The organism is Xanthomonas sp. D-109 (genome assembly GCF_017746095.1).
GTDB lineage: Bacteria > Pseudomonadota > Gammaproteobacteria > Xanthomonadales > Xanthomonadaceae > Xanthomonas_A > Xanthomonas_A sacchari.
Map to the genome: position 1 here is coordinate 454,851 of NZ_JAGHWV010000001.1, position 18,704 is coordinate 473,554.

Sequence of the window (18,704 nt, forward strand, 5' to 3'; positions counted from 1 at the left end):
CTCTAACGGCCACGATCCTCCTGCGCAACGCTCGCGCATGGCCTTGCCTAACTGCAGGAATTTTTTTGGGGCCAGCCCTGCGGTGGGACGCACGCGTTTCGGCTATGACTGCGGCTCGGTCTTGGGCGTGTCTTCGCCGGAGGGTGCGGCGGGTTGTGGCGGAGCAGGTACTGCGGCGGGTGCCGGTGGCGGGACCGGCGGGTTCGGTGCGGTGGGCGATGCTGGCGGGACGGCGGGCGTGCCCGGTGTCGCGCTTGCCGGCGTCGCGGGCGGCGTCGTGATCGGCATGGAGGCAGGCACGGTGGGCGGGGTGGGCGGCAATAGCTGCGCCTGCGGTTGCAGCTTCAGCAGCGCCGACCAGTCCTGGCGGTTGACGTCGCACAGTTCCTCGCGGCCGGGCGTGCATTCGAGTGCGGCGCCTTCGTCGTTCTGCTCCTGCGCCAGCGGCGCGTCCAGTTGCAGGCGTCCGCTGCGGTCCAGCTTGAGCTTGCGCATGGTCACCGCGTTGAACACGTTGCCGCCGATCAGGTACAGGGTCTGGTCGCCGCCGACGTTGGCCGCCACCACGATGTCGCAATGCGATTCCCACGGCAGCGGGCGGCCGCGCGCCAGCGCCTCGCGCAGGCCGGCGGCGCCGACCGGCTGCCGGCGTCCGCGCAGGAAGCACAGCAGGTCGCCGGGGGCGGGTTTTTCCTGCTGCGGGTCGGCGTAGCGGTAGGGCAGGCCGTCGGCGCCGGCCTGGTAGGCGGCGCGGATGTAGTCGATATGGCGGATCGAGGGGCGGAAGCCGGCCACGCCGGCGCGCACCATCACGTAGGACACGAACGCCGCCGACCATGGATTGTCGACGATGAAGGCGCGGCAGTCGTTCTCGCGGTAGCGCGATCCGTCCAGTTGCTGGCAGCTCGCGGCGCCGTCGATTTGCCCCATCGCGCCCAGCGTGCCGCTGTCGCGCCAGTACGCTGCCACACGCTGCCAGGCTTCGATGCCGTCGTCGGCAAGGTCGGCGCGTTCGGCCTCGGTGACGCGCAGGCCGGCCAGGCGGCCGTCGCGATCGATGAACGGGCGCCACCACAGCCGGTGTTCGTTGCAGGCGGTGCGCACGATCGCCACCGCCGCCGGGGTCAGGCCGAAGCGCGGCGGCAGATCGCAGACTTCCGCGGCTGCGGCGCGGCCGGCGGGAAACAGGGCGGCGACACACAGCAGCGCGAACCAGGGGCGGAACATCGGCGAACTCGGCGGGGAGGGGGAGCGCGCAGCGTCGCAGAGCGGCGTCGGCGGTGCCGTGAAGTGTAGGCAGTCCGCACGACGATGGCTCGCTCGCGTAGGCCGGCGTCGGCCTGGCGCCCGCGCATGTGGCGCTCCCCGCCATTTCGCGGCCTGATTGGCGGGCTGCTGGCGTGATCCTGCGGCGGCTGGAAGCGTCGACGTCGGTACCGCGGCGCGCAGCGAGGGTGCGCATTGATAGCCTGGGAGGCGCCGCAGCGGCGGCTCCCAGGCCAGGTGCCGATCGTTACTGCGGCGGCGTTCCGAGTTTCAGCGACAGATCCACGGCCTGCACATGCTTGGTGAGTGCACCGATGGAGATGCAGTCGACGCCGTCCTGCGCGATCGCACGCACCGCCTCCAGGTCGACGCCGCCGGAGACTTCCAGCGGAATCGCGCGGTTGAACGGTGCGGCCGCGGCGATCGCCACCGCTTCGCGGCGCTGTTCCGCGGTGAAGTCGTCGATCAGGATGCGGTCGCAGCCGGCCTGCAGCGCTTCGCGCAACTGCTCCAGCGTCTCCACCTCCACCACCAGCGGCAGCGAAGGCCACTGCGCGCGCGCGGCGGCCACTGCCGCGGGCAGCGAGCCGGCGGCGTGGATGTGGTTTTCCTTCAGCATCACCGTGTCGTACAGACCGATGCGGTGGTTGTCGCCGCCGCCGCAGCGCACCGCGTATTTCTGCGCCAGGCGCAGGCCGGGCAGGGTCTTGCGCGTGTCCAGGATGCGCGCGCCGGTGCCGGCGACCGCGGCCACGTAGGCGGCGGCGGCGGTGGCGGTGGCCGACAGGGTCTGCAGGAAGTTCAGCGAGGCGCGCTCGGCGCTGACCAGGGCGCGGCTGCGCCCGTGCAGCAAGGCCAGCACGGTGCCGGCGGCCACGCGCTGGCCTTCGGCCACTTGCCAGTCGATCCGGACCTGCGGGTCCAGCGCCTGGTGGCAGGCGTCGAACCAGGGCCGGCCGGCGATCACCGCATCCTGCTTGCACAGCAGGTAGGCGCGGTCGGCACGGTCGGGCAACAGCGCCGCGGTGACGTCGCCGCTGCCGAGGTCCTCGGCCAGCGCACGCGCCACGTCGGCGGCGATGAGGTCCGCGGCGGGCGCCTGCGGCGGCGCCGTGTCGCGGCTCATTTGGCCGGGAAGTCGGCGAGCTGGGCGGTGCCGATGGCTTCTTCGGCCAGCAGCACCGGGATGCCGTCGTCGACGCGGAACACCTGCTTGCGGTCGCGGGTGATCAGGGCTTCGCGCAGCGGTTGCGCCTGCGCACTGCCATCGGCGCGCTGCACGCCGCCGGCGGCGATGGCGCGGTTCAACGCCTCCAGGCCGCGCGCCTCCAGCAGCGCCAGCGGTTGGCGGGTGTCGGGCGAGCACAGCAGGTCGAGCAGTTTGCGGTCCATCCGGTCTTCGTCTTGCGTGGAAGACGGCTAGAATACGTCTTTAAGGCAGGGGACGGCCATGACCTCCAAGCAAACCGCGCCGCTCGTCGGCATCGTGATGGGTTCCCGCTCCGACTGGGAGACCATGCAGCATGCGGCGCAGAAACTCGATGCGCTGGGCGTGCCCTATGAAGTGAAGGTGGTGTCGGCGCATCGCACCCCGGATGTGTTGTTCTCCTATGCCGAGCAGGCGGCCGGGCGCGGATTGCGCGCGATCGTGGCCGGTGCCGGCGGTGCCGCGCACCTGCCGGGCATGCTGGCGGCCAAGACCGCGGTGCCGGTGCTGGGCGTGCCGGTGCAGTCCAAGGCGCTCAACGGCATGGACTCGCTGCTGTCGATCGTGCAGATGCCGGCCGGCATCCCCGTGGCCACCTTCGCGATCGGCAATGCCGGCGCGGCCAACGCCGCGCTGTTCGCCGCGGCGATGCTGGCCCACGACCACGCCGAGATCGGCACCGCACTGGGCGACTTCCGCCAGCGCCAGACCGACGACGTGATGGCCAAGGACGATCCGCGCCAATGACCACCGTCGGCATCCTGGGAGCGGGGCAGTTGGCACGCATGATGGCCGTGGCCGGCGTGCCGCTGGGCCTGCGCTTCGCGCTGCTGGATCCGGCGGCCGATGCCTGCGCCGGGCAGGTGGCGCCGCTGCGGGTCGGCGACTATGCCGACGAGACCGCGCTGGCCGCGTTCGCGGACGCGGTCGACGTGGCGACCTTCGATTTCGAGAACGTGCCTGCGGCCAGCGCCGGTTGGCTGGCCGGGCAGGTGCCGGTGTTTCCGAGCCCGGATGCGCTGGCCGTGGCGCAGGATCGCCTGGCCGAGAAGACCCTGTTCCGCGAGCTCGGCATCCCGGTGCCGGCCTTCGCTGCGATCGAGACCCGCGCCGATCTGGACGCGGCGCTCGCGCAGGTCGGCACGCCGTGCATCCTCAAGACCCGCCGGCTCGGCTACGACGGCAAGGGCCAGTTCCGCATCGCCTCCGCCGCCGATGCCGATGCGGCCTGGGACGCATTGGGCGCGCAGGCGTCGAGCGTGGGCCTGATCGCCGAGGCGTTCGTGCCGTTCCAGCGCGAAGTCAGCGTGGTGGCGGTGCGCGGTCGCGACGGCGAGTTCCGCACCTGGCCGCTGACCGAGAACTGGCATGTGCACGGCGTGCTGTCGGCCAGCCTGGCGCCGGCGCAGGCCGATGCCGCGCTGGAGCAGGTCGCCGTGGCGCATGCGCGCGCCCTGGCCGAACGCCTGCAGTACGTCGGCGTGTTCGCGCTGGAACTGTTCTGCCGCGACGGCGAACTGCTGGCCAACGAGATGGCCCCGCGCGTGCACAACTCCGGCCACTGGACCATCGAAGGCGCGGAGACCTCGCAGTTCGAGAACCATCTGCGCGCGGTGCTGGGGCTGCCGCTGGGTTCCACGCGCATGCGTGGCCATGCCTGCATGCTCAACTGGATCGGCGCGATGCCCGACGCCGCACCGGTCCTGGCGCAGCCCGGCGGGCATTGGCACGACTACGGCAAGGAGCCGCGCGAAGGCCGCAAGGTCGGCCACGCCACCCTGCGCGAGGACACGCCCAAGGCGCTGGCCCAGGCCCTGCAGACCGTGGGCGCACAGTTGCAGCGCGAGACCCAGGTCGCCCCGGTGATCGCCGCCCTGCGCGGCGAGCGCTGAGTCTGCAGCACGCGGCCCAGGCGACGCCTGGGCCAGGCAACTGCGAATCCCAAATCCCGAATCTCCAATCCCGGCTCAACGCAGATTGGACGCCGCGAACTCCCAGTTGACCAGCTTCCAGAACGCCTGCAGATAGCGCGCGCGGTCGCCAGGATGGTCGGTGTAGTACGCATGTTCCCAGACGTCGCAAGCCAGCAGCGGCGTGTCGTCGCCGGTCAGCGGGGTGCCGGCGTTGGCGGTGCTGACCACCGCAAGGCTGCCGTCCGGACGCTGCACCAGCCAGATCCAGCCGGAGCCGAACAGCGCCAGCGCCATGCGCTCGAACTCGGCCTTGAACCGGGCCACGTCGCCGAAGCTCTTGGCCAAACGTTCGCCGAGCGCGCCGCCGGGTTCGCCGCCGCCGCGCGGGCGCAGGCCGCGCCAGTAGAACGCGTGGTTCCAGACCTCGGCTGCCTCCTGGAACAGGCTGCCCTGGGCGCGCCGCAGCAGGTCCGGCAGCGCCAGCTCGGCCAGGTCGCTGCCGGCCAGGCGCGCATTGAGCCGTTCCACCAGGGCGCGCTCATGGGCGTGGTGCTGTTCCACCGCGGCGGCGGACAGATGCGGGGCCAGCGACGCGGCGGCGTAGGGCAGGGGAGCGAGTTCGATGGGCATGGATCCTCGGACGGTTTCGGGTGCGTGTCGCGGTACTGCCGCGCGCAGGGCTTACACTATGCGGCTACGCGAGAGTCTAGCCGACCGCCAAGGTCGTTCTTTCGCCCCAGCAGGAGAGAACCCGCATGCAGGTGATGGAGCGCATCCAGGCCGACGTCGAACGCCATCCCATCGTGTTGTTCATGAAGGGCACGCCGCAGTACCCGATGTGCGGCTTTTCCAGCCGCGCATTGCAGGCGCTGCTGGCCGCCGGCGCCGACCGCCTGCACACGGTCAACGTGCTCGACGAGCCGGAGATCCGGGCCAATCTGCCGCGCTATTCGAACTGGCCGACGTTCCCGCAACTGTTCATCCATGGCGAGCTGATCGGTGGCTGCGACATCACCATGGAGCTGTTCGAGTCCGGCGAGCTGCAGCGCATCGTCACCGAGGCCTACCAGTCGTGAGTGCGCCTGCGTCGCCGCAGGCCGGCGCGCTGGCGCAGCGGGTGATCCTGGTCAGCGGCGCCGCCGGTGGGCTCGGCAGCGCCGCGGCGCTGGCCTGTGCCCAGGCCGGGGCCACCGTGGTCCTGCTCGGGCACAAGCCGCCGCGCCTGAACCGGGTCTACGACGCGATCGCCGCGGTCGGCGCCGCGCCGCTGCTGTATCCGCTGGATCTGCTCGGCGCCACCCCGCCGGACTACGCGACCCTGGCCGAGCGCCTGCAAAGCGAGCTCGGGCGCCTGGATGGGCTGCTGCACTGCGCCGCCGACTTCGCCGGGCTGACCCCGTTCGAGCATGCCGATCCGGCGCAGTTCGCGCGCGCCGTCCACGTCAACCTGACCGCTGCGGCCTGGCTGACCCAGGCCTGCCTGCCGTTGCTGCGACAGGCCGAGGATGCCGCGATCGTGTTTGCGGTGGACGATCCGGCGCGGGTCGGCCAGGCCTACTGGGGCGGCTACGGCGCGGCCCAGCACGGCCGTCGCGGCCTGCTGGCGAGCCTGCACGGCGAGCTGGCGGCCTCGCGCGTGCGCGTGGCCGGGCTGCAGCCGGGCCCGATGCGCACCGCCTTGCGCGCCCGCGCCTACACCCATCAAGAAGACCGCGACGCGGTCGATCCGGCGCGCTACGCCGAGGCCTGCGTCGAACTGCTGTCGCCCGCCGGCGCCGCGCACCGCGGCGCGATCTGGAATCCCCTGGCATGACCATCCTGTCGGCAGCGCTGCTGCTGTTCCTGATCCTCGACCCGCTGGGCAACATCCCGGTGTTCCTCAGCGTGCTCAAGCCGCTGCCGGCCCGCCGCCAGCGCGTCGTGCTGGCGCGCGAGCTGCTGATCGCGCTGGGCGTGCTGATGGGCTTCCTGTGGGGTGGCAAGTACGCCCTGGAAGTGATGCACCTGCGCCAGGAGTCGGTGGCGATCGCCGGCGGCATCGTGCTGTTCCTGATCGGCATCCGCATGATCTTCCCGCGCCCGGAAGGGCTGATGGGCGAGATTCCCGACGGCGAACCCTTCATCGTGCCGCTGGCCATCCCGCTGGTGGCCGGCCCTTCCGGCATGGCCGCGGTGATGCTGATGGGCAGCAACGAGCCGACCCGGCTGGGCGAATGGAGCCTGGCGCTGATCCTGGCCTGGCTGGGGACCTCGGCGCTGCTGTTCTCGGGCACGCTGCTGTACAAGCTGCTCGGCATGCGCGTGCTGACCGCGGTCGAGCGGCTGATGGGCATGTTGCTGGTGGCGATCTCGGTGCAGATGTTCCTGGACGGGATCAGCGCCTACCTGAAGCTGCCGGTCGCCGGCTGAGCGGGCGCGGCCGCCGCCGCGCGTCTTCCCTCGCTGACGCGTCTTGCCTGTCGCCGTGCGTCGGCGCTGCGACGTACCGCGCGTCTGCGGCAGTCCGATGACATGCGCGGCGCTTTTTTGTGCCTGCGCGTGCCGGGGCGTGGCGGCACATTAAGTTCTCGTCAACGCCCTGGGCATATGCGGGCGAAATAGCCTGCTTACCCTGGCGCCTTCCGACGCGGTAGGGGGCGGGGTGCCATGGGCGCGCCGGGCCGCCTGCCGTCTCTGCCGCTCCCCGCTTGGTCCCAGAGGCGCTTGCCCGATGACGTTCCGTTCCACACCGCGTGTTTCCCCACTTTCCCTTGCGCTGGCCACGGCGTTCGCGGCCCATTCCGCCTTCGCCCAGGACGCCGGCAGCGAGGCGGCGCAGCGGGTCACCGCCTCCAGCACGTCCAATACCACGGCCGCGTACGAGACCAAGCGCGTGCAGCAACTGGACAAGGTCAACGTCAGCGCCGACAAGGGCAGCTACGTCCTCGGCGGCGGCAACATGACCGTGCAGACCGCCAGCAAGGCGATCTCCACGGTGACCCGCGAGGCGATCGCGCAGGCGTCCGGCGGCAGCAACTTCACCCAGATGATCGATGCGATCCCGGGCGTGGACGCCTCCACCAGCGACGTGACCGGCCTCAACAACGGCAACTACAGCCTGCGCGGTTTCGATTCCTCGGCGATCGGCATCACCGTCAACGGTGCCCCGGTGACCGACAGCGGCAGCTATTCGGTCTATGCCACCGAATACGGCGATGCCGAGAACTACAACGACATCACCGTCACCCAGGGCACGCCGAACGTGGACCAGCCGGAGATGGGCGCCACCGGCGGCCAGATCGCCTGGTCGACCATCGATCCCAGCCATGCGTTCGGGGTGGATTTCAACCAGAGCTTCGGCAGCAACGATTACCGGCGCACCTTCGTGCGGGTCAACACCGGCGATACCGGCGCGGTGCGTTCGTGGGTGTCGTTCTCGACCAACAGCGCCGACAAGTGGAAGGGCAGGGGCGACATGTCGGTCAACAAGATCGACGGCAAGAGCGTGTGGGACATCAGCCCGGGCAACTCGATCAGCGCCTCGTTCCAGTACAACCGGCAGTCCAACTACTCCTACAACACCGCCAGCAAGGCGCAGCTGGCCAGCGACTACGCCTACGACTACAACGACAGCTGGGGCGGCGGCGGTACCTCGAACGACCAGTCCTACTGGAAGCTGCGGCGCAATCCGTACAAGAGCTTGTTGGCCAGCCTGGATGGCGAGTTCACCCTCGGCGACACCCTGCGTCTGTCGGTGGTGCCCTACGTGTGGTGGGGCGAGGGCGGCGGTTCAAGCGCCGCGTCGGTGTATCCGTCCACCAGCAGCAGCAACGTCTATGGCTACGCCAGCGGCGTGAGCGGCAGCCGCGACGTCGACTACACCTATTCCTACTCCGCGACGGTGCGCCCGGGCGTGGTCGCCAAGTTCTTCCAGGACATCGGCATGGACCACAACCTGGTCTACGGCCTGTGGTACGACCGCTCGCGCAAGAGCCAGAACAGCAGCATCGTCAAGACCGATCAGAGCACCGGGCAGCCGTGCGACGTCTGGGCCGAGAGCGAGGGCTGCTTCCTGACCTATGCCGACGGCCAGGTGCAGCAGAGCTACCGCACCTACACGGTGACCGACGTGCAGAAGTACTTCATCCAGGACAACTGGACTCCCGCCGACGACTGGGCGGTCAACTACGGCGTGTCCTGGATCCATGCCACGCGCAAGGGCCATAACTACCAGTGGCCCGACAGCACCAAGGAGATCGGCGTGGACTTCGACAACAGCTACAGCAAGCTGCTGCCGGCGTTCGGCATCAAGTACGCGCCGGACAGCCGCTCCCAGTTCTACTACGGCGTCGCCAAGACCTTCCGCGTGCCGGCCACCAACTCGATCTCGATCAACCTGTCGGCGGCGCAGGAGATCCCGCAACCGGAATCGGCCTGGACCAACGACCTGGGCTGGCGCTACTACGGCAACCGCTTCTCGCTGTCGGCGATGCTGTACCAGAGCAACTACCGCAACAAGCAGATGTCCAGCTACGACCAGGCCACGGCGCTGACCACCTACATCTCGATCGGCAAGGTGCGCATGCGCGGCTTCAACAGCGAGGCCAGCTACAACATCACCGACAACCTCAAGCTGTACGGTTCCTACACCTACACCCAGGCCAGGATCCTGAGCGACAGCCTGGCGGTGGGCACGTCCAAGGGCATCTACGACTATGCGGTCGGTGGCAAGCAACTGGCCAATACGCCGAAGAATCTGGTCAATCTGCGCCTGAGCTACAGCATCGGCGATTTCTGGGTCGCGCTGAAGGGCCGCTACTCCGGCCCGCGCTACGGCGACTACATGAACACCGAACGGGTGGGGGGCTACACCACCTTCGGCGCCGACGCCGGCTATACCTTCGCCGACTGGGGCTGGCTGAAGAAGCCGTCGATCAAGCTCAACCTGTACAACCTGACCGACAAGCAGGCCGTCACCTGGGTCAGCACCAGCCAGGTGCTGGCGGCGTCCGGCGCCAGCGACTACCCGGACGTGGCGGCCACCGGCACGCCGTACTACTCCGTGCTGGAGCCGCGTGCGTTCGCGGTGACCGTCGGCGCCTCGTTCTGAGGCACTGCCAGCCCGCACCCGGGCTGGACCAGGCAAGACGCAAACGGCCGGGGCCATCACCCCGGCCGTTTGCGTTTGCGGGCATGCGACGTCGGGGAACGTCGCCGGCCTGACCACGGGCGTGTGGATCCCGGGGCGGCGTGCCGCCGACCGCCCGGCACCGGTTCGGCAGAATCCAGGGTGCCTCGTGAGGGCCAGGGCCAAGGGGGACCAGGGTCTGGCGCCGAGCGCCGCCCGCGGAGCGGATCGCGCCGGCCTCCCGAAACTGCCTGGTCAGAGGCCGCGCAGGGCGGGCGGCATGGCACGCGGGAGCAGGGCGGAACTGACGCCACCGCGCCGCCGACGCCTGGGGAGCTGGAGAGTGGGGGCCGCTCCGGTCAGCGCACTGCTGGCGTCCCGGCGCCACGCTCGGCCCAGCTGCCGCGCACGGCGGCCTGGCGGGCGGCAAGCCCATGCGCGCCTGTGCCATGGCATGACCGGATGCAGTCAAAAAACTGGGATCCATGGCAAGTCATGTCCATTTGTGCCCGGTTGTCACGTTTCGGCAACAAATTGGCCCTATGGTGTTAAACTCATGTTAACCCTTGCGGGGAATCGGCAAGGGTGACCAGCCCCCATCCCGCGGCCGTGCGCCCGAACTCGCGCGGCACTGCCATGCGCATTTCGTCAAACTCCATCGAGGCTATTGCAATGATTCAACCCCGTCTGCGGATGTCCAAGCTCACCCTGGGCCTCGTTGCGGCGCTGGCCGCGGCGCCGGTGTTCGCCCAGAGCACCTCCGCCGGTGTCGGCGGCGTGGTGACCCATGGCGGCCAGCCGGTCGCCGGCGCCGAGGTGACCATCACCCACGTCGAGTCGGGCACGGTCAGCCGCGCCACCACCGATGCCGCCGGTCGCTACAACGCACGCGGCCTGCGCGTCGGCGGCCCGTACAGCATCACCATCACCAAGTCGGGCGACGGCACCAAGACCGAAGACGGCGTGTACCTGAGCGTCAACCAGAACGCCACCATCAATGCCGACCTGACCGGCGACATGGCCGCGCCGACCACCCTGGAGACGGTCAATGCCGTCGCCGTGGCCACCGGCTCGGAAGTGTTCAGCGCCACCAAGACGGGCTCGGGCACCAATATCGGTCGCGAGCAGATCGAAGCGCTGCCGTCGATCAACGGCAACATCCAGGACTACATGCGTCTGGATCCGCGCGTGGCCTTCGTCGATCGCGCCTCCGGCACGATCAGCGCCGGCGGCCTGAATCCGCGCTACAACTCGATCAACATCGACGGCGTCTCGGCCAGCGACACCTTCGGCCTGGAAGGCAACAACATGACCACCCGGCGTCAGCCGGTGTCGATGGAAGCCATCGAAGCCATCGACGTCAACCTGTCCAACTACGACGTCAGCATCGCCAGCGCCGCCGGCGCCACCGTCAATGCGGTGACCAAGTCGGGCACCAACGAGTTCCACGGTTCGGTGTACGGCAGCTATCGCGATGGCGACTGGTTCGGCGACAACCCGGACGGCACCAAGTTCAACGGCTTCACCAAGGAGAAGACCTACGGCGCGACCTTCGGCGGCCCGATCGTCAAGGACAAGCTGTTCTTCTTCGCCAACTACGAGAAGTTCCAGCAGGACGCGCCGGGTGTCGACCTCGGCAGCACCGCGCTGGGCAAGGCCAACGCCAAGTACGGCATGGCCGACGTGACCCGCGCCCAGCAGATCGCCAAGAACTACGGCTTCGATGCCGGCGGCCTGGACAGCGACGGCAACACCGACCTGAAGGAATACGCGCTCAAGCTCGACTGGAACATCAGCGACAACCACCGCGCCAGCTTGCGCTACAGCAAGCTCGACCAGAGCAAGCTGCGCATCAACGGCGCCGGCAGCTCCAGCCAGGCCTCGCTGAGCTCGTACTGGTACCAGCACGAGAAGTCGGTCGAGAGCTATGTCGGCCAGCTGTTCAGCGACTGGTCCGAGAACTTCTCCACCGAGTTCAAGGTGTCCTACCGCGACTACTCCGCGATCCGCGTGGTGCCGACCAATGCGCCGAGCATCGCCGTGTACTTCGACGGCTCGGTCGCCAACCCGACCGGCGACGTGCTGTACCTGGGCACCGAGACCAACTCGCAGGGCAACATCCTCACCACCAAGACCTGGAACTACTACGGTGCAGGCACCCTGACCCTGGACAACCACAACCTGAAGTTCGGCGTCGACTACAGCACCAACGACATCTACAACCTGTACGGCCGCAACAGCTGGGGCGTGTACACCTTCTTCGGCCTGGACAACTTCGCCAGCGGCCGCTGGAGCTCGTACCAGCTCAACCAGGAGCGTAGCCCGGGTTCGATCGCGGCCGACTACAAGAACAGCAACCTCGGCCTGTTCGTGCAGGACACCTGGTACGTCAACAACAACCTGACCCTGACCCTGGGCCTGCGCGGCGACCGTCCGCAGGTGAGTCCGGATCCGACCTACAACGCCGCGGCGCAGGCCTACTTCGGCTACGACAACAGCAAGATCTTCAACAGCGACTTCCTGATCCAGCCGCGCTTCGGCTTCAACTACACCTTCGACACCGACCGTCCGACCCAGCTGCGCGGCGGCGTCGGCTTGTTCCAGGGCGATGCGCCGCAGGTGTGGATCGGCAACAGCTACTCCAACACCGGCTTCAACTACAACGCCTACAGCTTCACCACCTACAATCCGGCCCTGCCGTTCAGCGCCAACAAGGACACCCAGCCGATTCCGACCACGCCGGGTTCGGCGACCCAGGGCGTGAGCTTCGTCGGCAACGACTTCAAGCTGCCGTCGCTGTACAAGGCCAACCTCGCCCTGGATCACGAACTGCCGTGGTACGGCATCGTCGCCTCGGCCGAGTTGCTGGTGACCAAGGTCAAGGATGGTCTGTACTACAAGAGCCTGAACATCGGTCGCGTCAACAGCCCGGGCCAGGATCCGAGCCCGGCCTACTATGGTCCGGACGGCCGCGCGCTGTACTGGAACCCGGCCCGTACCGGCCGCCCGTGGGCGACCGGCGACAACCGCTACAACCGCAACAGCGCGTACAGCGACGTCTACCTGATCGACAACACCGACAAGGGCAAGACCCAGCAGTTCACCGTGTCGCTGTCCAAGCCGTTCAGCGAAGGCGGCGACTGGTCCTGGACCCTGGGCTACACCTATACCCACGCCACCGAAGTCGGCCCGCTGACCAGCTCCACCGCCAGTTCGGGCTGGGGCTACCAGTACGCCTTCAACGCCAACTCGGAAACCGAGAGCCGCTCGCGCTACGAGATCAAGGACCGGATCTCCGGTTCGCTTGACTGGAAGCACATGTTCTTCGGCGACTACGAGACCCGAGTGGGCCTGGTCTACGAAGGTCGCAGCGGCCGTCCGTACAGCTACGTGTTCAACGGCGACGCCAACGGCGACGGCCGCAGCACCAATGACCTGTTCTACGTGCCGAAGGGCCCGGGCGACGTGCTGTTCGGCACGCTGAGCAGCACCGGTGCGTTCACCGCCAACCCGGCGCTGCAGCAGCAGTTCTTCGACTGGCTGGCCAGGAACCCGCAGCTGGCCAAGTACGCCGGCAGCTACGCCCCGGCCAACGGCTTCCGTTCCGGCTGGATAAACACCTTCGACGTGCGCATCACCCAGCAGCTGCCGGGCTTCTACAAGGGCCACAAGTCCGAGATCTGGCTGGATATCCAGAACGTGGGCAACCTGCTGAACAAGAAGTGGGGCCGGATCGAAGACTACGGCTTCTACGCCGATGCCCGCGTCGCCAACCTGCAGGGCATCTACCAGGGCAAGTACGTGTACAACACCCTGTACACCGACCAGCCCACGGCCGCCAATGCCGACGCCGACGGCTTCAACATCGGTGTTTCGCAGTGGTCCATGCAGCTGGGCTTCCGCTATCAGTTCTGATCGCGGCGCAAGCTGAAGCGTTGGAAACGGCCGGGGCGACCCGGCCGTTTTCTTTTTGCGGGGGCTGACGTTAAAGTCGCCGGCTGACGACACCGACAAGACATTCGATATGACGACCAGCAATACGGCGGCGCGCGCGCTGCCGGTAGTGGATGCGCGGATCTACCCGCGCGGCGGCCTGGACATCCTCTCGCGCGTGGAAGTGGCGCGCCTGCGCGATGCGTCCAGCGGCGGCCTGCACGAGCTGCTGCGGCGCTGCGCGCTGGCGGTGCTGACCAGCGGCAGCGCCTCGGACGATCCGCGCGCGGCGCGCGACCTGTATCCCGACTTCGACATCCAGGTGGTGCAGCGCGACCGCGGCGTGCGCATCGATCTGCTCAATGCGCCGGCGATGGCCTTCGTCGACGGCGAGATCATCAACGGCGTGGCCGAGCTGCTGTTCGCCGTGGTCCGCGACCTGGCCTACATGGCCATCGAGCTCGGCCCCGAGTCGACCACCGACCTGCAGTCCAGCGAAGGCATCACCAACGCCGTGTTCGGCCAGTTGCGCAATGCGCGCATCCTGCAGCCGAACGATCCGAAGCTGGTGGTGTGCTGGGGCGGCCACTCGATCTCGCGCGACGAGTACCTGTACACCAAGCAGGTCGGCTACGAGCTGGGCCTGCGCGGGCTGGACATCTGCACCGGCTGCGGCCCGGGCGCGATGAAGGGGCCGATGAAGGGCGCCACCATCGCCCACGCCAAGCAGCGCAAGCACGACAACCGCTACATCGGGGTGACCGAGCCGGGCATCATCGCCGCCGAATCGCCGAACCCGATCGTCAACCACCTGGTGATCATGCCGGACATCGAGAAGCGCCTGGAGGCCTTCGTCCGCATCGGCCACGGCATCATCGTGTTCCCGGGTGGCGTCGGCACCGCCGAGGAGATCCTGTACCTGCTCGGCATCCTGCTGCGCGAGGAGAACCGCGCGCTGCCGTTCCCGCTGATCCTCACCGGCCCGACCATCGCCGCGCCGTACTTCGAGCAGATCGACCGTTTCCTGCGCCTGACCCTGGGCGAGGTGGCGACCTCGCGCTACGAGATCGTGGTCGGCGACCCGGTGGCGGTGGCGCGCAAGATGGCGGCCGGCATCCAGCAGGTGCGCGCGCACCGCAAGGAGCAGAAGGACGCGTTCTACTTCAACTGGTCGGTGGACATCCCGCTGGAATACCAGCGTCCGTTCGAGCCGACCCACGAGGCGATGGCCGCGCTGGATCTGCACCATGGCCGCCCGCCGCACGCGCTGGCGGCGGACCTGCGTCGCGCCTTCTCCGGCATCGTCGCCGGCAACGTCAAGGAAGACGGCATGCGCCGCATCGAGCAGCACGGCCCGTTCGAGATCCATGGCGACGCGGACATGATGCAGGCCCTGGACGAACTGCTGCGCGCCTTCGTCGAGCAGCGCCGGATGAAGATTTCCGGCGAGTACCGGCCTTGCTACCGGGTCATGGCCTGAGTCCGATCCGGATCGTCGCAACGAACCAGGCGCCATCGCTGTCGGTCTGCAGCGAGGCGCCTTCCAGGTTTTCCAGGCGCGTACGCAGCGCCGACAGCCCCACGCGGTGACCGCGGCCGATGTGCGGCGACAGACCGGTCCCGGGGACCGCGTTGCGCACCCGGATCTCCAGGGCGCCGGCGCGCTCGCCGATGGCGATGCCGATCTCGCCGCCCTCGGTGCTGCATTCGATGCCGTGGTGGACCGCGTTTTCCAGCAGCGGCTGCAGCGACAGCCGCGGAATCCGCACCGGTACCGGTGTTTCGGGCATGTCCCAGTGCACGCGCAGGCGCGGCCCGAAGCGAATCGCCTCGATGTCCAGGTAACGCCGGGCCAGGTCGATCTCGTCCTGCAGGTCGACCAGGTCCGGCGCCGCCAGTGCGGCGCGGAACAGGTCCGACAGGTCCATCAGCAGCTGTTCCACCTGCTGCGGTTGCCGGTGCACCAGCATCACCGCAGTGTTGAGCGTGTTGAACAGGAAATGCGGCTGCACGCGCGCGGTCAGCGCGTCGATCTCGGCCTGCTTGGCGCGCTCGACCAGTTGCTTGATGCGCACATGATTGTGCAGCGCGGCCATGCCGAGCAGGCCGATCAGCAGGGCGATGCCGGACAGCTGCAGCGACAGCGCCAGCCACGCACGGCTGGAGAGCTGCCAGTAGTCGCCGAAGGCATAGAGGATCACGCCGCTGATCAGCCAGGTCAGCGCCTGCATCAGGCCCAGGGTGGCCACGGTGATGGACAGGAAGCCGCGTCCGGCCAGTGCCCGGCGCAGCAGCAACAGGCTGGCCAGGGTCAGCAGTGCGACCCACTGGATGCCCAGCGACGCCAGGCCGAAGTAGACCCACCGGCTCCCGGCCATGCCCGCGCCCGGGACCGGGGTCAGGGCCAGGATGGCGGCGATGCATTCGCCGGCCATCACGATCCAGATCAGGGTCGAGGGTTGCTTGAGGACCTGCAACTGGTCGTTGGAGTAGGCGGAGGCAGGCATTGGGGCGGAAGGCGGGTGGGGCAGGGCCGAGATGCATCATGCCGGCTGGGGGCGCGCCGCGCACGGTCCGTCCACGCCTCCATATCCGCCATCCGTCGGCAATGGCTGGCGCGGGGGCAGTCCGGCCGCTAGCGTGGCGATCGGGAGAATCTGGGGAAGACAATGGCGGTTCCTTGCGTGCGTGGCCCTGCCGAGCGGATGCAGCGTGGTTTCACGCTGGTGGAATTGATGGTCACGATCGCCGTGCTGGCCATCATCATGGCGCTCGCGGTGCCCAGCTTCACCGGCCTGATCCGCAGCAGCCGCCTGACCGGTGCCGCCAACGAACTGGTCGCTTCGGTTCAGTTGGCGCGTTCTGAAGCAGTGCGCCTGAACGGCGGCGTCAGCCTGTGCCGCAGCGACGACGGCGCGACCTGCGCCAGCGGCGGCAACTGGACGCGCTACCTGACCGTCACCCGCGACGGCACCGTGCTGCGCACCACCACGCTGCGGACCGGCCTGGTCGTCACCAGCAACACCCTGGACGCCATGGGCGACAAACTGACCTTCGGCGCCGACGGCATCGCGCGCAACAGCAGCGGCACGCCGGTCATGGGGGGCATCGTGGTCTGCATGGCGGTCACCAATCCATCCGACAACGTCCGCAGCGTCAACCTGATGGGCGGCAGCCGCACCCAGGTCACGTCGACGTCCGACGGCGGCAGATGCACCACCACCGGCTAGGCCGGTTCCGGCAAGCGGAGACAGCATGAAGCGGTTCGACAGTGGCAGACACATGGCAGGCATCACCCTGATCGAGGTCATGATCTCGGTGCTGATCCTGGGGGTGGGCATGCTCGGGGTGGCGGCGATGCAGACGACCGCGCTGCGCAACAACCAGAGCGCATTGCAGCGCAGCCAGATCGTCATGCAGACCTATACGATCCTCGATGCGATGCGCGCCAACCGCAACGCGGCGATGCTGGGGGCCTACAACACCACCGGCATGCTGTGCACGGTGCCGGCGGCGGGCGACCTGGTCGCGTCCGACAAGGCGATGTGGCTCACCGGCCTGAAGAATGCGATCGGCGGCGACCCGGCCTCGACCTGCGGCTCCATCGCCTGCAACGACGGCAGTTGCACCATCGCCGTGCAATGGGACGACAGCCGCGGACTGAACGTGGGTGCGAACGGCAACACCAGCGGCAGCACGACCCAGACCCTGAGCACGACGGCCCAGCTGTGAACACATCCATCACGCTTGCGCCGCCCCGGCGCCAATCCGGCTTCAACCTGATCGAGTTGATGATCTCGATGCTGCTCGGCCTGCTCGTGGTCGGCGCGGCGATCGGGATCTTCCTGTCCAACCGCCAGACCTATACGGCGACCGAAGGCTTGAGCCGGATCCAGGAAGCGGCCCGGACCGGCTTCGAGATGATGGCCCAGGATATCCGCGAGGCCGGCGGCAACCCCTGCGATTCCGGGCTGCCGGTGGCGAACGTGCTGAACAATCCCACCGCGACCTGGTGGACGAACTGGGCGCTGCCGCTGACCGGATACGAGAGCAGCAATCCGTCCAACCTCACCGTCACCGCGGGTACCGACGCGATCCAGATCCTTTCCGCCGGTACCGGCGGCGCGACCGTGACCGCGCACAACGCCGCGACCCAGACCCTGACGCTCAACGCCGCCGCCCCCGACCTGCACAGCAACGCGATCATGCTGCTGTGCGACCGCCAGCAACTGGCGGTGCTGCAGATGAACAGCGTGTCCGGCACCAGCGCCAGCTATTCTAGCGGTGGCCTCAATGCCTGCAACCGGCTCGGGCGCCTGCCGGGCGTGTGCGTCGCCGGCTCGAACAACTACACCTACGAGATCAACTCCATCCTGACCGAGGTGCGGGCGGTGCGCTGGTACATCGCGCCCAGCAGTGGCGGAACGGGCACGTCGCTGTATCAGCAGGTCATCGCGCCGGGCGGGACGAGTCAATCGAACGAAATCGCCGATGGCGTCACCGGCCTGCAGTTCAAGTACCTGTCCACTGGCGGCACCGCCTATGTCGATGCCAACGCCGTGGCCAACTGGGCCAATGTGATCGCGGTGCAGGTCAGCATGACCGTCAGCTCCACGACCGCGGCCGGCGCGGGCAAGCCGCCGGTGACGCGGACCTTCAGCACGATCGTGAGCATCAGGAACCGGAACCCGTGAACACGTCTCCGTCGCCCCGCCGGCAAGCCGGCATCTCGCTCATCGTCGTCCTGCTGCTGTTGCTGGTGATGACCCTGCTGGGTCTGGCCGTGCTGCGCGGGACGCTGCTGCAGGAGCGCATGTCCTCCAACATGTACGACCGCAGCCTGGGCTTCCAGGCCGCCGAAGGCGCCTTGCGCGATGCGGAGAAGGTCATCCAGAACGCCGCCGCCGGCGGCAACACGGTTGGCTTCAACTGTTCGTCGGGCCTCATCGTTTGCCCGGCGGTTCCCAGCAACACCTATACCGGCAACGCGTCGTCCGGCTGTGCGCTCGGCACCCAGGAGTGCTGGGTGAACGGAACGGTGACGCCGACCGGCCAGGCAGTGCCTGCGCAGTATTACATCCAGTATCTCGGCCAGCGCACCAGCGAGGATCAATTGGGCCTGGGCTCGAGCATCAATCAGAACCAGTACGGCGGTACCGGCGGCACGTCCCTGGAAAAATACTACCGGGTCATCGCCCGCAGCGGCGATCCGTCCGCGACCAATGGTCGCGCCATCGTCGTGCTGCAGACCAACGTGACCGTCAAGTAAGGAGCCCTC

The 18,704-nt window shown here is 68.3% G+C and carries 17 protein-coding genes; 12 read left to right on the forward strand and 5 right to left on the reverse strand.

From position 1 onward, the window contains the following. Positions 1 to 102: 102 nt before the first annotated feature. The 3 genes from J7357_RS01900 to J7357_RS01910 form a co-directional block, all read right to left on the reverse strand. Positions 103 to 1,227 (reverse strand): DUF2272 domain-containing protein, encoded by a 1,125-nt coding sequence (locus J7357_RS01900; protein ID WP_209244465.1) that lies wholly within the window; start codon positions 1,225 to 1,227, stop codon positions 103 to 105. Positions 1,228 to 1,513: 286 nt separating this feature from the next. After that, positions 1,514 to 2,392, reverse strand: coding sequence for a carboxylating nicotinate-nucleotide diphosphorylase (gene nadC / locus J7357_RS01905; RefSeq protein WP_209244467.1), 879 nt, complete (start codon positions 2,390 to 2,392; stop codon positions 1,514 to 1,516). Then, positions 2,389 to 2,658: a Trm112 family protein gene (locus J7357_RS01910; RefSeq protein WP_010342118.1), complete on the reverse strand. Its 270-nt coding sequence runs from the start codon at positions 2,656 to 2,658 to the stop codon at positions 2,389 to 2,391. Before J7357_RS01910 ends, nadC begins: the two co-directional genes overlap by 4 nt. 58 nt (positions 2,659 to 2,716) lie before the next feature. On the opposite strand from J7357_RS01910, the gene purE reads away from it, so the two are divergent. Further along, complete coding sequence (purE, locus tag J7357_RS01915; protein ID WP_010342117.1) at positions 2,717 to 3,220, forward strand: 5-(carboxyamino)imidazole ribonucleotide mutase; 504 nt, start codon at positions 2,717 to 2,719, stop codon at positions 3,218 to 3,220. Continuing rightward, positions 3,217 to 4,365 carry a 5-(carboxyamino)imidazole ribonucleotide synthase gene (locus J7357_RS01920; protein WP_209244469.1) on the forward strand — a complete coding sequence of 383 codons (1,149 nt, stop codon included), beginning with the start codon at positions 3,217 to 3,219 and terminating at the stop codon, positions 4,363 to 4,365. The genes purE and J7357_RS01920 overlap by 4 nt, the downstream gene beginning before the upstream one ends. Positions 4,366 to 4,440: 75 nt before the next feature. Here the strand turns inward: J7357_RS01920 and J7357_RS01925 are convergent, their stop codons facing one another. Further along, on the reverse strand, positions 4,441 to 5,016 hold the full coding sequence (locus tag J7357_RS01925) for a Fe-Mn family superoxide dismutase (protein ID WP_010342115.1): 576 nt from the start codon (positions 5,014 to 5,016) through the stop codon (positions 4,441 to 4,443). A 125-nt stretch (positions 5,017 to 5,141) separates the two neighbouring features. On the opposite strand from J7357_RS01925, the gene grxD reads away from it, so the two are divergent. From grxD to ppnN, 6 genes are all read left to right on the forward strand, one after another. Then, on the forward strand, positions 5,142 to 5,462 hold the full coding sequence (grxD, locus tag J7357_RS01930; protein WP_010342114.1) for a Grx4 family monothiol glutaredoxin: 321 nt from the start codon (positions 5,142 to 5,144) through the stop codon (positions 5,460 to 5,462). Further along, positions 5,459 to 6,199 (forward strand): SDR family NAD(P)-dependent oxidoreductase, encoded by a 741-nt coding sequence (locus tag J7357_RS01935; protein ID WP_209244471.1) that lies wholly within the window; start codon positions 5,459 to 5,461, stop codon positions 6,197 to 6,199. Before grxD ends, J7357_RS01935 begins: the two co-directional genes overlap by 4 nt. Next, complete coding sequence (locus J7357_RS01940; RefSeq protein ID WP_209244473.1) at positions 6,196 to 6,795, forward strand: YhgN family NAAT transporter; 600 nt, start codon at positions 6,196 to 6,198, stop codon at positions 6,793 to 6,795. The genes J7357_RS01935 and J7357_RS01940 overlap by 4 nt, the downstream gene beginning before the upstream one ends. A gap of 301 nt (positions 6,796 to 7,096) precedes the next feature. Continuing rightward, the gene (locus J7357_RS01945) at positions 7,097 to 9,475 is read left to right on the forward strand and encodes a TonB-dependent receptor (protein WP_209244475.1); all 2,379 of its coding nucleotides are present in this window, start codon (positions 7,097 to 7,099) and stop codon (positions 9,473 to 9,475) included. 711 nt (positions 9,476 to 10,186) lie between these two features. Continuing rightward, the gene (locus J7357_RS01950) at positions 10,187 to 13,408 is read left to right on the forward strand and encodes a TonB-dependent receptor (RefSeq protein WP_209244882.1); all 3,222 of its coding nucleotides are present in this window, start codon (positions 10,187 to 10,189) and stop codon (positions 13,406 to 13,408) included. Between the two features lie 109 nt (positions 13,409 to 13,517). Beyond that, positions 13,518 to 14,906: a nucleotide 5'-monophosphate nucleosidase PpnN gene (gene ppnN, locus J7357_RS01955; RefSeq protein ID WP_209244477.1), complete on the forward strand. Its 1,389-nt coding sequence runs from the start codon at positions 13,518 to 13,520 to the stop codon at positions 14,904 to 14,906. Here ppnN and J7357_RS01960 read toward each other — a convergent pair. Next, positions 14,896 to 15,933, reverse strand: coding sequence for a histidine kinase (locus J7357_RS01960; protein ID WP_209244479.1), 1,038 nt, complete (start codon positions 15,931 to 15,933; stop codon positions 14,896 to 14,898). The genes ppnN and J7357_RS01960 overlap by 11 nt on opposite strands. A 228-nt stretch (positions 15,934 to 16,161) precedes the next feature. On the opposite strand from J7357_RS01960, the gene J7357_RS01965 reads away from it, so the two are divergent. From J7357_RS01965 to J7357_RS01980, 4 genes are read left to right on the forward strand one after another with little or no spacing between them, the layout of a single operon-like run. Beyond that, positions 16,162 to 16,656 carry a GspH/FimT family pseudopilin gene (locus J7357_RS01965; RefSeq protein WP_244667179.1) on the forward strand — a complete coding sequence of 165 codons (495 nt, stop codon included), beginning with the start codon at positions 16,162 to 16,164 and terminating at the stop codon, positions 16,654 to 16,656. Positions 16,657 to 16,681: 25 nt separating this feature from the next. Beyond that, positions 16,682 to 17,158 (forward strand): type IV pilus modification protein PilV, encoded by a 477-nt coding sequence (gene pilV / locus J7357_RS01970; protein ID WP_209244482.1) that lies wholly within the window; start codon positions 16,682 to 16,684, stop codon positions 17,156 to 17,158. Further along, a complete protein-coding gene (locus J7357_RS01975) occupies positions 17,155 to 18,120 on the forward strand; it encodes a PilW family protein (RefSeq protein ID WP_209244484.1) in 966 nt (321 codons plus the stop codon). Before pilV ends, J7357_RS01975 begins: the two co-directional genes overlap by 4 nt. Continuing rightward, positions 18,117 to 18,695: a PilX N-terminal domain-containing pilus assembly protein gene (locus J7357_RS01980; protein ID WP_010342103.1), complete on the forward strand. Its 579-nt coding sequence runs from the start codon at positions 18,117 to 18,119 to the stop codon at positions 18,693 to 18,695. The genes J7357_RS01975 and J7357_RS01980 overlap by 4 nt, the downstream gene beginning before the upstream one ends. Positions 18,696 to 18,704 lie beyond the last annotated feature (9 nt).

Coding starts and splice junctions, on each gene's coding strand:
- J7357_RS01925 (WP_010342115.1), bottom strand. CDS start 5,016: ATGCCCATCGAACTCGCTCCCCTGCCCTACGCCGCCGCGTCGCTGGCC.
- pilV (WP_209244482.1), top strand. CDS start 16,682: ATGAAGCGGTTCGACAGTGGCAGACACATGGCAGGCATCACCCTGATC.
- J7357_RS01950 (WP_209244882.1), top strand. CDS start 10,187: ATGTCCAAGCTCACCCTGGGCCTCGTTGCGGCGCTGGCCGCGGCGCCG.
- grxD (WP_010342114.1), top strand. CDS start 5,142: ATGCAGGTGATGGAGCGCATCCAGGCCGACGTCGAACGCCATCCCATC.
- J7357_RS01945 (WP_209244475.1), top strand. CDS start 7,097: ATGACGTTCCGTTCCACACCGCGTGTTTCCCCACTTTCCCTTGCGCTG.
- J7357_RS01940 (WP_209244473.1), top strand. CDS start 6,196: ATGACCATCCTGTCGGCAGCGCTGCTGCTGTTCCTGATCCTCGACCCG.
- J7357_RS01960 (WP_209244479.1), bottom strand. CDS start 15,933: ATGCCTGCCTCCGCCTACTCCAACGACCAGTTGCAGGTCCTCAAGCAA.
- ppnN (WP_209244477.1), top strand. CDS start 13,518: ATGACGACCAGCAATACGGCGGCGCGCGCGCTGCCGGTAGTGGATGCG.
- nadC (WP_209244467.1), bottom strand. CDS start 2,392: ATGAGCCGCGACACGGCGCCGCCGCAGGCGCCCGCCGCGGACCTCATC.
- purE (WP_010342117.1), top strand. CDS start 2,717: ATGACCTCCAAGCAAACCGCGCCGCTCGTCGGCATCGTGATGGGTTCC.
- J7357_RS01900 (WP_209244465.1), bottom strand. CDS start 1,227: ATGTTCCGCCCCTGGTTCGCGCTGCTGTGTGTCGCCGCCCTGTTTCCC.
- J7357_RS01965 (WP_244667179.1), top strand. CDS start 16,162: ATGGTCACGATCGCCGTGCTGGCCATCATCATGGCGCTCGCGGTGCCC.
- J7357_RS01920 (WP_209244469.1), top strand. CDS start 3,217: ATGACCACCGTCGGCATCCTGGGAGCGGGGCAGTTGGCACGCATGATG.
- J7357_RS01910 (WP_010342118.1), bottom strand. CDS start 2,658: ATGGACCGCAAACTGCTCGACCTGCTGTGCTCGCCCGACACCCGCCAA.